Source organism: Hyalangium versicolor (assembly GCF_020103695.1).
Lineage (GTDB): Bacteria > Myxococcota > Myxococcia > Myxococcales > Myxococcaceae > Hyalangium > Hyalangium versicolor.
In genome coordinates this window covers 191,024-203,272 of sequence record NZ_JAHXBF010000019.1, presented here as the reverse complement: position 1 = coordinate 203,272, position 12,249 = coordinate 191,024, and the positions used below count along the sequence as shown (strand labels likewise).

Genomic DNA, 12,249 nt, shown 5'->3' with positions numbered 1-12,249 from the left:
GTGCTTCTGGCATAACTGCGTTCCATGGATGGAACGCCGGACCTGAACCTGCTGCCCCTCTTCGTCACGGTCGCCGAGACGGCGAGCATGTCGGCCGCTGCTCGGAAGCTGGGGCTGCCGAAGTCCTCGGTGAGCCGGGGCGTCGCGGGGCTCGAGGCCTCGCTGGGAGTGCAGCTCTTCCACCGCACCACTCGCAACGTGGCGCTCACCACCGCGGGGACCGCGTTCTACGAGAAGGCGCGTCCTCTCGTGGCCTCGCTGCGAACGCTCACCGGGAGCCTGCCCGAGCAGGAGGCGGAGCCGTCTGGGGAACTCCGAGTCACCGCGCCGGTGGACATGGGGCTCACCTTCCTGCCGGTGCTCGCGGCGCGGTTCTCGGCGCGTTATCCGGCCGTCACCCTCGACATCCGCCTTACGAACAGACGGGTGGACCTCATCGCCGAGGGCTTTGATGTCGCGCTCCGGGTCTCGGGCAAGCTCCCGGACTCGACGCTCGTGGCGCGCAAGGTGAGCGGGCTGGACATGGCCCTCTATGCCTCGCCCAACTACGTGGCGCGAAGAGGCCAGCCGCGTACGCCCGAGGACACCGGCACGCATGAATGGGTGTGCGTCCACCACATGAAGGTGCCATCTTCGTTGGCCGCGCCGAAGAGGCCCCGCCTCGTGACGGACGACCTGATGTTCGCGCACCGGTCGATCCGGGAAGGGCTCGGCATCGGCATCCTGCCGACCTTCCTCGCGCGGCCGGATGTCATCTCGGGACGGCTCCTCCGAGTGCTCCCGCGGTGGATCCAGCATGGCGGGAGCCTCTTCTTCGTGCACCCGCGAGCGGAGCGTGTCCCTCGGAAGGTGGCGGCCTTCCGGGACTTCCTGCTCGACTTTGTAGCCACGAGCCCTCTGGCTTCCAAGGTGGATGAGCGGTAACAAGGAGGAGCCTGGACGGGAGCTGTAGCGCAGAGGTTGACGCGCCTGGCTGCTAGACAGGAGGACACGGGTTCAATTCCCGTCTGCTTTCGTCCAGGCACTTCCCCCATTGTGTCCCTCCCGTGGAGGGGGTAGCCAGGGCGGGCTCGGGCAGGGGCTGTAGCGCAGTGGCCGACGCGCCGGTACTCATAATACCGGAGGAGGCCGGTTCGAATCCGGTCAGTCTCTGCCCCGGGCACTTCCTCGACATGGGGCGGACGATGGCCAGGGACGACTCGACAGCCACACCCGAGACAGTCCAGGAACCCGACGCAGCGGACGTAGCCCGATGCCTCGAAGTGCTGCGCGCCGTTGTTCGGCTCCCGGGAGACCACCCTGTTCGCCGCACCGTGGAGGATGCCGCCTCGCACGTCCACCGCGAGTCCAAGAAGCGCCGCCGCCGCGAGCGTGACGTGGCCTCACGTCAGGCGGATCGCGCCGTGATGGGCGCACTTGTGAATGCTCGGAGCGAGGTGGCGGGTGTTCGCAGCCTGGCCGCGGCCACGGAGTCGGGCCCGCAGGAACTCCACCGCACGCGCCACTGCTACGGATGCAAGGGGCGCTATACCCGAGTGCACCCCTTCTACCTCTCGCTCTGCCCCGAGTGCGCGCGCTTCCACGAGGACAAGCGCATGCAGCGGGCCTCCTTGCACGGCCGCCGCGCCCTGATCACCGGAGGCCGGGTGAAGGTAGGTTTCCAGCTCGCGCTCAAGCTGCTGAGGGATGGGGCGCACGTCCACGTCCTCACGCGCTATCCCCGGGACGGCGCTCGCCGCTACGCCCAGGAGCCCGACTTCGAGCAGTGGAGGGATCGGCTCGTCCTCCACGGAATCGATCTGCGCTTCCTCCCGGGAGTGCTCGCCTTCACCGAGCACCTGCTCGCCACAGAGCCGCACCTGGACATCCTCGTCAACAACGCGGCCCAGACGCTGCGTTCCTCCGCCGAGCACGACACCGCGCTCCATCAGCGCGAGCAGGAACTGGCGCGCACCCTGCCCGCCCCAGCGCTTGGCTGTGTCAGCGAGCCATCCTTGGAGCTCGCGCGTCACGCCAGGGTGCCCGCGCTCACGGAGGGAGTCCTCGCCCCGGACCGGTTCACCGCCTTCCTCCAGGAGCGCGCCGACGGCAACCTCGAGGACTCCCGCCCCAGCAACAGCTGGGTGTTGCGCCTGGACGAGGTGCCACCGTTGGAGCTGCTCGAAGTCCAGTGCGTCAACGCCATGGCGCCGTTCCTGCTCAACAGTCGGCTCAAGCCCCTGTTGCTCCGCTCCCCATGGGCTGATCGCTACATCATCAACGTGTCAGCAGCCGAGGGGCAGTTCCAGCGCGAGGGCAAGACGGTCTTCCACCCGCACACCAACATGGCCAAGGCTGCGCTCAACATGATGACGCGCACGTCCGCGGCGGACTACGCGCGGGACGGCATCTTCATGAACAGCGTGGACACGGGCTGGTTCTCCAACGAGAACCCCCAGGAGAAGCTCGAGCGCATGCAGTCCCAGGGCTTCCAGCCTCCCCTGGACTCCGTGGACGGCGCCGCGCGCCTGTACGATCCCATCGTGCAGGGGCTGCGCGGCCAGCCGATCCACGGCCTCTTCATCCGGGACTACCGAAGCGCTCCGTGGTGAGCAGCTCCGGCGCTCGGAAGCCGCTCAGTTCCAGTTGATGTCGTACTCCACGCGGTCGATGGCCTGAGCCCGCGCCCGCGCGCGCCCCTGGATGTTGAGCACCTTCAGCGAGCCCATGAGGATGCCCTCATGGTAGGCCGGAGGGACCATGTCCCCGTTGGCGCGCAGCACGCCGGACTTGGGGCTGAGCACCTGGTACTCGCGGCGCCCGTAGGTGACGGCGGTGTTGTAGCCAATCTGCGCCATCGAGAAGAGCTTGTGCGGATCTCCCCGGACCAGCACGTTGAACAGGAAGCGGCCCGGGCCCGAGTTGTAGCGGGTGATGCTGTACTCGCCGCACGCCCGGAACACGGCCTCCGGAGAGCCCATCTTCGCTTCGAGCAGATCCGCTACCTGGTAGATCATCTGGAGGAAATCCTTCACCGGGTACATGCGCAGCTCCGAGAAGTCCTGCGCCAGCTCTCCCGTGCGCAGCTTCATCAGGGCACTCGGCCCGGCTTGCTGCTCGACGAGACTGAACACCGTGGTGAAGAACAAACCCAGGGCATTGTCCCCGGGATGAATGGCCGAGAGGCGCGCCTGGAGATCGGCCTTGTTCGCCGGCATGAGTCACCCTTTCTGCCTTCCCGACTAGCGGCAGCGGGGGCGAGTGTAGTGCACTCTTAGAAACCGAGAAATGCAGGCGTGGCGCTCACATCTCGTCGAGCAACACAGGCGAGAACTTTGCGGCGTCACAAGAAGCCAGCACGTAGCGGACGCCCGCGCGCTCACCGGTGAAGCCCGCGTTGATGCCCTCGCCGTGCAGGTGGCCGTAGACGCAGACCTTGGGGTGGAAGGCCTCGATGGGATCGCTGAAGGAGGTGGCCTTCGCGTTGGCGTAGAGCGGAGGGAAGTGCACGGCGATGATGCGGGTGAGCGGCGTGGGGCTCTCCTTCTCCTTCTTCAGCGCGTCTTCGATGGAGGTGCTCAGCCGGCGTGTCTCGCGCTCCACGTAGGCGGCGTCACCGGGCTCGTCTCCCATCTCTCCGCCGGGCATGGGCGGGGCCTCGGGAGCGGTCCACAGCCGCGAGCCGGCAATGACCCACGGCCCCATCACCATCGCGCTGTTCTGCAGGAAGCCTTCGATGCTCTTGAAGGGCTCCAGCAGCTTTCGCAGCTTGGAGGCCGAGTCTCCCCACCAGTAGTCATGGTTGCCGCGCACCAGCACCTTGCGCCCGGGCCGGGAGTCCAGCCACTTCAAGTCGTCCAGCACCTCCGTGGGCCGAGTGGCCCAGGAGATGTCTCCGGCGACGATGACCACGTCCTCGGCGCGGACCTTCTCGTCCCAGGCCCGCTGCAGCGGCAGGGGGTGCTCCGCCCACCCGAAGCGGTGCATGTCCTTGTTGCGCGTGGAGGGCAGGTGGGTGTCGCCGATGGCGAAGAGACGCATGTCACCCTCATACCCAAGTTTTCGAGAATCAGCGGATCATTATAAAAACTTCAAACCGCGTTTAGTCCGTGCATGACTGAAAACAGGACAAGTGGGTCACCATGCCCCACGGTTCTCGCAGCGGGTGACGAGGGGGTGTTTCCGGGGCCGTTTCCGCTGTGGATCCGGCGGGTTATGGAGGCCCTCGCGTCCGTGGATTCCAGGGGCCTGAGACCGAGTGGAGCATGGATAGTCCACTTTGGCCGGGCCCGAGGCGTGGGCTCCGAGGGAAGCGAGTTGGCATGGCGGGTGCTATGCAGACCCAGCCGACCCGTTCACGGACGAGGGCGGAGCCGACGTACCCCCATCCCCCGCAAAGGAGTCCCCATGTCTACGTTGCGCCAAGCGCTCGCGACTGTTGCCGCGGCCCTCTCCCTGGCTGCATGTGATCCTCAACAGAGTCCCGAGTCCGCGCAGACTCCCTCTGGCGCCATCGACGCGGCGCAGGATGTGCTCAACCGCGGCTCGATTGCCCAGTTGGATCCGCTCTTCGAGCAGGCCGCGCGCGAGTTCAACGTGCCGGCGGATCTGCTCAAGGCCGTCTCCTTCTCCGAGACGCGCTGGCAGATGGTGCACGGTCAGGAGGAGTTCGAAGGCATGCCGGCGGCCCACGGCCTGATGGCGCTGCGCGGCGAGGCCATCGTGCGCGGTGCGGCGCTGGCGGGTGTCTCGGCTGAGCAGGTGCGCATGGACGCGGCCTCCAACATCCGCGCGGCCGCGGCGCTGCTGTCCTCGTACGCCGAGGAGCTGAAGGTGGACCGGAAGGACCTGGGCGCCTGGGCCCCGGCGGTCGCGCGGCTGAGCGGCATCGGCAACACGGATGCGCAGGCCGAGTACGTGCACAAGCAGGTGTACGGCACGCTGCGCAGCGGCGTGGTGGCTGACACCGCGGACGGCAAGGTGCTGGCGTCCATCATGCCCACGCCGGTGGAGGCGAAGTTCGCGCTGCCCTCGGTGCACGCGATGGCGGCGGGCCCGGACTACGCAGCGTCCATCTGGCGGCCGTCGCCCAACTACAACGATCGGCCTGCGAGCCCGGGCATCAAGATGATCGTCATCCACACGTGCGAGGGCATCTATTCGGGCTGCTGGGGCTGGCTGGTGAACCCGGATGCGGGTGTGTCGGCGCACTATGTGGTGAGCGATACGGGAGAGGTCTCCCAACTGGTGGCCGAGGCCAACCGCGCCTGGCATGTGGGCGCCACGTATGACTGCACCCTGAACGGGAGCACGGACTGCACTGCCCTCAACGGGCTGTCGGTGAACCACTTCGCGGTGGGTATCGAGCACGCCGGCTACGCGAGCCAGGCCACGTTCCCGGATGCGCAGATCGACTCGTCGGCGAAGCTGTCGTGCGACATCGCTCGGGACCGGGGCATCCCCCGGGACAGCTACCACATCGTGGCGCACGGTCGGTTGCAGCCGGCCACGCGCACGGATCCGGGTCCGAACTGGCCGTGGTCGACGTACCTCAGCAAGATCAACGCGGCCTGTGGCGAGCTGATCATCGACAGCAACAACGCCAACAACGACACGTCGAAGGGCTACATCGAGGTCTCCGCGAACTGGACCTCGTCGACGAACGTGACGAACTACTACGGCACGGGCTACTTCGTGGCGCCGACGCAGGCCGTCTCGGACCCGGCGACGTTCTACTTCTACCTGTCGGCCGCGGCGACCAAGACGATCGACGCCTGGTGGACGGCGGGCACGGATCGCTCCACGACGACGCCCTTCATCGTGTACAGCGGCACGGGCAGCACGAAGCTCGCCACGGTGAACGTCAATCAGCAGCTCAACGGCGGCAAGTGGAACACGCTGGGCACCTACAGCTTCCCGGCGGGCTGGAACAAGGTGCAGGTCAGCCGGTGGACGGTCTCGGGCTTCCAGGTTGTCGCCGACGCCATCCGCGTCAAGTAGAGGGATGAGCCAGGACCTCGAGTCTCGTCGTTCCTGGCCAGGGTGGGCGCGGCTGTGTGCCGTGCTCGCCCTGGTGGGTGTCGGTTGCTCCTCGGGCCGATGTGGCCGTGGGGCAACCGGTGTCGGTCCGTTGTCCGAGGACGAGCGGCGAGCCATCCCCGGCGTCATCGCCTTCATCTCCGAGCGGGCGACGCAGAAGGACGTCTGGCTGGTGAAGCCAACGGGTGAGGAGAGGCAGCTTACCCAGAGCCCCCAGGAGGATGACTACACCGCAGCTCCGGCGCCGGATGGCAAGGCGTTGCTGATCATCGCCGCGCGCACGGTGAACGGGCTGCACCTGGAGCAGTTGCGGCTGCAGCCGTTGGATGGCTCGGCCCCGGTGCCGCTCAACGCGCCTCGGGCGCGCGCGCGCAACGCAAGCTGGTCGCCGGACGGACGCTGGCTGGTGGCCGAGTCGGATGCGCAGGGCTTCAGTGATCTGGTGCGCATCGAGCCGAAGGCGGGCGCGGCGGAGCAGCGCCTGACGTCCGTGAGCGAGGGGTGCTTCGAGCCCTCTGTCTCTCCGGATGGGAGTGAGATTGCCTTCGTGTCCAGCCGGGAGGGAGACCCGGAGGTCTACGTGATGCGCGCGGACGGCACGGGCGAGCGCCGCATCACCGCCTTCTACCAGGAGGACCGCGAACCTCGCTGGAGCCCGGATGGGAAGTGGCTCTCGTTCATCAGCAACCGCGAGGGCCGCGATCGGTACTTCCTGGTGCATCCGGATGGCGCGGAACTGAGGGCGCTGTCGGGCGCGGCCTCGAAGGGTGAGGAGCGCGAGCTGGTGTGGAGCCCGGACAGCCAGAAGGTGGCCTTCGTGGAGCGGTTGCCGGATGCGAAGAGCCGCATCTGGGTGGCCAGCGTGGCGAGCGGCGAACTGGTGGCGCTCACGGATGGAAAGTCGCGAGACGACGAGCCGGCCTGGAGCCCGGATGGGAAGTACCTGGTCTTCGTGGCGGAGCGTGGCGGAGACACAGACCTGTGGCTGATGCGCGCGGACGGCAGCGGACAGACGCGCCTCACCACGGCGAAGGGCGCGGACTGGCTGCCGAGGTGGTTCGTTCCCCACTGAGCGGCCTGGCGCGAAGGGGCCGTTGAAGCCCGGCGTGCCGCCTACGGGGCTTCGGTGCCCGGGAAGAGCGTGAGCACCAGTCCGCGGCCATGTGCTGCGCCCGTGTTGCGCCACACGTAATCCTCCGAGCCGTGGAGGCTCACGCGGAACGTCTCCGCGTCCGCGCCCGTGTGGATGTAGACGAAGAGCCCGTTGGAGCTGGTGCTCTCCTGGTCCGCGGAAGCCAGGTCCTCGCGGGGGTAGTAGAGCCGGTTGGCCAGCTCTCCCCGGTCGAGCCACACGCGAGCTCCCGCCACGGGCTGGCCCTTGGCATCCACCACCCGGCCCACCACGAACCCTGCCTCCAGGAGCGTCCGTGCGCGGCCATCGGTGAGGGCCAGGAGGGTCTCCTCGCCCACGGCGCGGGTGAGCGCATCATGAAAGGCCATCGGCAGCGCCCAGATCTGGGCACCCACGACATCCGTGCGCGGCCTCGAGCCGGTGAAGGCTGTGTCGAAGACGATGGTGGAGCTGGGCGCGAGGCTCTCGTGCTGGAGCCCCGCCGCCAGGCTCACGTGGATGTCCTTCACCGGCACATCCGAGACCGAGAATCCATTGTCCTCGGCGAGTGTGCTGGCACCGAAGGTGGCGCTCGCATCGTTCACCTCGACGCGCAGCGGTTCTTCGATGACGAGCGGAAGTCCCGCGAGGGAGGGCGCGGGCTGTCCCTGTTCAGCCAGCAACCGCGCGGCCTCGGGTAGCAACTCCGCCCGGCCCCTTACGGTGATGCGGAGATTGTCCAGATCCACGATCTGGGCGTCCTCGGTGCGCGTTCCCGGATCCGGCATGGCGCCAGGACCGCAGGCGGCGAGGTTCACCCCGAGGAGAGCACAGCAAGCGAGCAGACTCGAAGACTTCATGACTGCTCGCCAAGATTTCCATGCACCGGCGGGGCGGCAATCCACCCCGCCGGGAGATCGTCCCGTTACGGACGATCAACTACCAGTGGACGTTCCCGCCCGAGTTGGAGGAACCACTGCGCGGGGCGGAGCCACTGCCGGACGGAGGCGGACGACCACCGCTGCTGCCGCCGCTGTTGCTGCTGCCACCGTGGTTGCCGCCACCGTTGCCCCAACCGCCGCCATTGCCACCGCCATTGCCACCACCGTTGCCGCCGCCGTTACCGCCGCCCCGGCCGTAGCCACCACCGTTGTTGCCGCCACTGTTGCCGCCGCCGTTGTTGCCGCCGCCGCTGTTGCCGCCGCCGTTGCCCCAACCGCCACCGTTGTTGCCGCCACCGTTGTTGCCGCCACCGTTGTTGCCGCCACCGTTGTTGCCGCCACCGTTGTTGCCGCCGTAGCCCCCGCCGCTATTGCCCCCGCCGCCACCCGGAGGAGTGCCCGGGGTGTGCGAGCCACCACCGTTGTTGCCTCCGCCAGGAGGAGGGTAGCTGCCACCACCGCTCGGGGGAGGAGGACGGGTTCCACCACCGCCCGGAGGAGGCGGGTTGCCCCAGCCACCGCCAGACGAGCCGTGCTCCGTGCCGCTCGGGGGACGGTAGGTGCTGCCGCTGTTGCTGTTGCTGTAACCGCTGTTGTAGCCGCCGCTATAGCCGCCACCGCGCGAAGGGGGCGGGTAGTTGGGGCGCGGTGCCGGCTGCGAGTAGCCCGGGGCGGGCGAAGCTCCGTGCGTGTAGCGCGGGTTGCTGTACACGTAGCCCGAACGGCCGCGATCCCACGAGTAGTTCCAGCCGTCGTACTGCCGCGGGTAGTAGTCGTGCGAGTGCCGGCCGTGGAGGTTGCAGTACCCGCCCACCGGAATCGGGTGGTAGTCCATGTACCAGACCAGCGTGGGGCCCCGGTACCGGTACACGTCGTTGGTATAGGTGTAGTACTGCACCTCGGGCGCGTAGTCGTGGACGTGGTCGTACTCCTCGAGGCACCAGCCGTCACCGCCCGGAATGGGGTGGGGGCCCGAGAAGCGATACTGCGTCACCTCCACGGTTCGATAGGTGCGCGTGTGCGCGTGGTACGGGGTGACAACGCAACCGGTGCCAGCCACCAGGGCCAACGGCGTGAGCAGTGCGAGTAGGCGACGCATATGAGGGTTCTCCGGGCCTGCGAACGGGCGGGGCCGCTCGCGTCTTCCGACGACATTCGAGCAGACGGGCCGATCAGAAAGAAATTCACACCCCCCAGAATCCAACACCCTTTGTGTAGCACCCACGCCTACATGGCGAAGGGCCCTTGGAGTGGGGTTGGGGCGCTTTCTCCCCATGTTGAACCCTGGAAAATGAAAGGCTTACGGGGTTGGGGGGGCAAAGGCCCTTGCCTGGCTGGCCGGAGAGAGAGGCGATGAACGAGACCGATTGGGGTGGCATGGGCCTGGGGGGTGCGCGGTGCGCTGTCCACCCGGAGCAGCTGGCGACACGCACGTGCACGCGGTGCGGCAACTTCATGTGCTCCACCTGCGCCGAAGGGGGCGCCCAGACGTTGTGCCCTTCGTGCCAGCAGCGCCTGGGCATGGAGCAGCGCTTCCCATTCAACCGCGACAACTGGAGCTTCAGCGAGTTGTGGGACTACTGCTTCGACATCTTCAAGCGCGAATGGTTGATGCTCGGCGTGGGCGTGCTCGTCTTCTTCGGCGTCGCCTTCGCCGCCAACCTCGTCACCAGCATCCTGCCGGCCATCGGCGGGATGGCGAACAACTCCGCGCTCTCCGTGGTCCTCACCATCGTCAGCACCATCATGCAGCAGGCGGTGTCGGGAGTGATGACGCTGGGCCTCATGCGGATGCTGATCGACGTGCTCCAGGGCAGCAAGCCGGACATCGGACGCATCTTCAGCCAGATCCACAAGGTGGGCCCCTACCTCATCACCATGCTGCTCGTCGTGTTGCTCGTCGGCGTGCCCATCGCGGCCCTCGCCGGCATCGTCGCGGGCGTGGGTATGGTCCTTCACTGGGACTGGGAATCGATGTGGCCCGTCGGCGTCGGAGTGGGCGTGCTGGCCATCATTCCGCTCATCTACTTCACCGTGCCGCTGTACCTGCTCCAGGCGGAGATCGCCTTCAACGATGGTGCCTCACCCACGCAGATGATCCGCAACTGCTACGCGTACGCGCGTGGCGAGAAGCTTTCCATCCTCGGCGTGGGCATCGTGGGAGGCCTGGTCGTCATCGCGGGCACGCTGGCGTGCTGCGTGGGTGCGCTCCCCGCCATGGGCCTGAGCTATCTGCTGATGGGCGGCCTCTACCTTTCGCTGCGCAACGGGGCGCAGGTGGACGGCGAGGGCTGAGCACCCGCCGAGGCTCAGTGGACGATCCGCTCGGATGAACCCGAGCGGGGCGCCGCCAGCTTCCCCATGCAGGTGAGGATGTGCTCGCGGTACTCGGCCAGGTCTCGCAGGCCGCAGATCATCCACCGGCCGGCGATGACGAGGGTGGGCACGCCGCGCACGCCGCGCCCCGCGGCCAGACGGTGCTCATCCAGGATGAGCCGCCGCGTCTCCTCGGAATGAAACGCCAGGGAGAAGTCGTTCATGGCAAGGCCCACGCGGCTGGCCAACTCGAACACTACATCCGTGCGCGACACGTTCACGCCCTGCTCGAGCGCCGCGCGCTGCATCGCCCTGGCCAGGTACGCGCGGGCCTGCGGGCCCTGAAGCCGCGCCGCCTCCAGCGCCGCCAGTCCCGGCAGACTCGAGCGAGGAGGATCTCCGCCCAACCACAGGTCCGGCGTCAGCAGACGCGCCACGGCCTCGGGTTCCTCGCGCGCGCGCTGCACCTCCTCGGACAGCCCACGCAGCTCGCGCTCCGTGGGCAGCGTGTCCTGGACACGCAGCGGGTAGGGTCGGACACGCCAACGCACGGTGTCGCCAAACTCCTTGCGGAGCACCTCCAGGCGGAGGTCGGCGAGATAGCACCAGGAGCACAGCACGTCCTGGTAGACGGTAATCTGCAGCGGCTTGGGCAGCAGGGGTCTCATTCGGAGGCGCCCAGATTAGAGGGGCGATCCGCCGATGCCAATCCCCTCCTGACATCTGGCAGCGACGCTCATTCCCGAAGGATCCACCAAGTGGAGGGCTCGTACGCCCGCCACCCCTTCACCACTTCAACTCACCCGGCGGTGCCCGGGCTCGGCCGCCCGCCTGCTCTCGCCGAAGGCCAGGGCGTACTCAATCATCTCCCCGGCGATGTCCTGCTGGGTGGCCGCCTCCAGGCCCTCGAAGCCAGGGCTGGAGTTGATTTCCATCAATCGCGGCCCCTCGTTGCCCTCCAGCATGTCCACCCCGGCGATGCCCAGGCCGATGATGCGCGCCGCCCCCACCGCCGCCTCTATATATGCGGGCGGCAATTGGATGGGTTGGCCCTCTCCGCCCCGGTGGATGTTGGAGCGGAACTCGCCCTCCTTCTTCGCCTGCCGCCGCATCGCCCCCACCACCCGGTCGCCCACCACCAGCGCTCGCACGTCCTTGCCCTTGCTCTCGGCGACGAACTCCTGGAGGACGATTTCCTGCCCCAGGTCCCAGAAGGTGTCCACGATGCTCTGCACCTCCTGGAGCGTGTGAGCAATCATCACGCCGACTCCCTGGGTGCCCTTGATGAGCTTGATGATGAGCGGCAACCCGCCCACCTCCTCCACCAGCTTGCGGACGTTGCTCCGGTCGTGCGCCATGACCGTGCGTGGAATGTCCAACCCTGCGCGTGACAGATACTGCAGGCAGCGCAGCTTGTCCCGGCTGCGCGAGATGGATTGCGCCGCGTTCACCACCGGCACTCCCATCATGTCGAAGTGGGTCACCACCGCCAGGCCGTAGGCGGTGATGGAGGCACCAATCCGCGGAATCACCACGTCCACGCCTCGAATCTCCACGCCGCGGTACATCATCCGCGGGTGGCCCTTGGCCAGAATCATGGTGCAGCGCAGCGTGTCGAGCACCAGGGGACGGTGCCCGCGCTGCTTGATGGCCTCCACGAGCCGGCGCGTCGAGTACAGAGAGCGCTTTCGCGAGAGGATGACCACGGTCTTCGCGCGGCGACGCGGGGCGCGCGCCGGGGGCACGGGCTGTGCCGAGGCACGCGCTTTCTTCTTCTTCACCTTGCGGGGGGGCATGGAGGGCGGGCGAGCCTAGCACGAGCAGGAAGCAACCAGGCGGATCTCACGCTCCTGTTTGCTATCT

The 12,249-nt window shown here is 67.6% G+C and carries 11 protein-coding genes and 1 tRNA gene; 6 read left to right on the top strand and 6 right to left on the bottom strand.

Going from position 1 to position 12,249, the window contains the following annotated elements; translation table 11 throughout:
- Positions 1-24: 24 nt before the first annotated feature.
- The 3 genes from KY501_RS34980 (at position 25) to KY501_RS34970 (ending at position 2,591) form a co-directional block, all read left to right on the top strand.
- Complete coding sequence (locus KY501_RS34980) at positions 25-924, top strand: LysR family transcriptional regulator (protein WP_224368034.1); 900 nt, start codon at positions 25-27, stop codon at positions 922-924.
- Positions 925-1,077: 153 nt separating this feature from the next.
- Positions 1,078-1,152 (top strand) — tRNA-Met (locus KY501_RS34975).
- 32 nt (positions 1,153-1,184) lie between these two features.
- Positions 1,185-2,591, top strand: a complete 1,407-nt coding sequence (locus tag KY501_RS34970) for an SDR family NAD(P)-dependent oxidoreductase (protein ID WP_224368033.1) — start codon at positions 1,185-1,187, stop codon at positions 2,589-2,591.
- A gap of 24 nt (positions 2,592-2,615) precedes the next feature.
- Here the strand turns inward: KY501_RS34970 and KY501_RS34965 are convergent, their stop codons facing one another.
- Both KY501_RS34965 and KY501_RS34960 read right to left on the bottom strand, forming a co-directional pair.
- Positions 2,616-3,197 carry a TIGR02265 family protein gene (locus KY501_RS34965; protein ID WP_224368032.1) on the bottom strand — a complete coding sequence of 194 codons (582 nt, stop codon included), beginning with the start codon at positions 3,195-3,197 and terminating at the stop codon, positions 2,616-2,618.
- A gap of 85 nt (positions 3,198-3,282) precedes the next feature.
- Positions 3,283-4,020, bottom strand: a complete 738-nt coding sequence (locus tag KY501_RS34960) for a metallophosphoesterase (RefSeq protein ID WP_224368031.1) — start codon at positions 4,018-4,020, stop codon at positions 3,283-3,285.
- Positions 4,021-4,386: 366 nt separating this feature from the next.
- Here KY501_RS34960 and KY501_RS34955 point away from each other — a divergent pair, with 366 nt between their 5' ends.
- Both KY501_RS34955 and KY501_RS34950 read left to right on the top strand, forming a co-directional pair.
- Positions 4,387-5,979, top strand: coding sequence for an N-acetylmuramoyl-L-alanine amidase (locus KY501_RS34955; protein ID WP_224368030.1), 1,593 nt, complete (start codon positions 4,387-4,389; stop codon positions 5,977-5,979).
- A gap of 4 nt (positions 5,980-5,983) precedes the next feature.
- The gene (locus KY501_RS34950; RefSeq protein ID WP_224368029.1) at positions 5,984-7,090 is read left to right on the top strand and encodes a TolB family protein; all 1,107 of its coding nucleotides are present in this window, start codon (positions 5,984-5,986) and stop codon (positions 7,088-7,090) included.
- 41 nt (positions 7,091-7,131) lie between these two features.
- Here KY501_RS34950 and KY501_RS34945 read toward each other — a convergent pair whose 3' ends face one another.
- Together KY501_RS34945 and KY501_RS34940 are read right to left on the bottom strand one after the other, a co-directional pair.
- Complete coding sequence (locus KY501_RS34945; RefSeq protein WP_224368028.1) at positions 7,132-7,989, bottom strand: carboxypeptidase regulatory-like domain-containing protein; 858 nt, start codon at positions 7,987-7,989, stop codon at positions 7,132-7,134.
- 79 nt (positions 7,990-8,068) lie between these two features.
- Complete coding sequence (locus tag KY501_RS34940) at positions 8,069-9,169, bottom strand: hypothetical protein (protein WP_224368169.1); 1,101 nt, start codon at positions 9,167-9,169, stop codon at positions 8,069-8,071.
- A 254-nt stretch (positions 9,170-9,423) separates the two neighbouring features.
- Here KY501_RS34940 and KY501_RS34935 point away from each other — a divergent pair, with 254 nt between their 5' ends.
- On the top strand, positions 9,424-10,365 hold the full coding sequence (locus KY501_RS34935; protein ID WP_224368027.1) for a hypothetical protein: 942 nt from the start codon (positions 9,424-9,426) through the stop codon (positions 10,363-10,365).
- 14 nt (positions 10,366-10,379) lie between these two features.
- On the opposite strand, the gene KY501_RS34930 is transcribed toward KY501_RS34935, so the two are convergent.
- Positions 10,380-11,054 carry a DsbA family oxidoreductase gene (locus KY501_RS34930; protein ID WP_224368026.1) on the bottom strand — a complete coding sequence of 225 codons (675 nt, stop codon included), beginning with the start codon at positions 11,052-11,054 and terminating at the stop codon, positions 10,380-10,382.
- 126 nt (positions 11,055-11,180) lie between these two features.
- Complete coding sequence (locus tag KY501_RS34925; protein WP_224368025.1) at positions 11,181-12,182, bottom strand: ATP-grasp domain-containing protein; 1,002 nt, start codon at positions 12,180-12,182, stop codon at positions 11,181-11,183.
- Positions 12,183-12,249: the final 67 nt, after the last annotated feature.

Coding starts and splice junctions, on each gene's coding strand:
- KY501_RS34980 (WP_224368034.1), top strand. CDS start 25: ATGGATGGAACGCCGGACCTGAACCTGCTGCCCCTCTTCGTCACGGTC.
- KY501_RS34970 (WP_224368033.1), top strand. CDS start 1,185: ATGGCCAGGGACGACTCGACAGCCACACCCGAGACAGTCCAGGAACCC.
- KY501_RS34965 (WP_224368032.1), bottom strand. CDS start 3,197: ATGCCGGCGAACAAGGCCGATCTCCAGGCGCGCCTCTCGGCCATTCAT.
- KY501_RS34960 (WP_224368031.1), bottom strand. CDS start 4,020: ATGCGTCTCTTCGCCATCGGCGACACCCACCTGCCCTCCACGCGCAAC.
- KY501_RS34955 (WP_224368030.1), top strand. CDS start 4,387: ATGTCTACGTTGCGCCAAGCGCTCGCGACTGTTGCCGCGGCCCTCTCC.
- KY501_RS34950 (WP_224368029.1), top strand. CDS start 5,984: ATGAGCCAGGACCTCGAGTCTCGTCGTTCCTGGCCAGGGTGGGCGCGG.
- KY501_RS34945 (WP_224368028.1), bottom strand. CDS start 7,989: ATGAAGTCTTCGAGTCTGCTCGCTTGCTGTGCTCTCCTCGGGGTGAAC.
- KY501_RS34940 (WP_224368169.1), bottom strand. CDS start 9,169: ATGCGTCGCCTACTCGCACTGCTCACGCCGTTGGCCCTGGTGGCTGGC.
- KY501_RS34935 (WP_224368027.1), top strand. CDS start 9,424: ATGAACGAGACCGATTGGGGTGGCATGGGCCTGGGGGGTGCGCGGTGC.
- KY501_RS34930 (WP_224368026.1), bottom strand. CDS start 11,054: ATGAGACCCCTGCTGCCCAAGCCGCTGCAGATTACCGTCTACCAGGAC.
- KY501_RS34925 (WP_224368025.1), bottom strand. CDS start 12,182: ATGCCCCCCCGCAAGGTGAAGAAGAAGAAAGCGCGTGCCTCGGCACAG.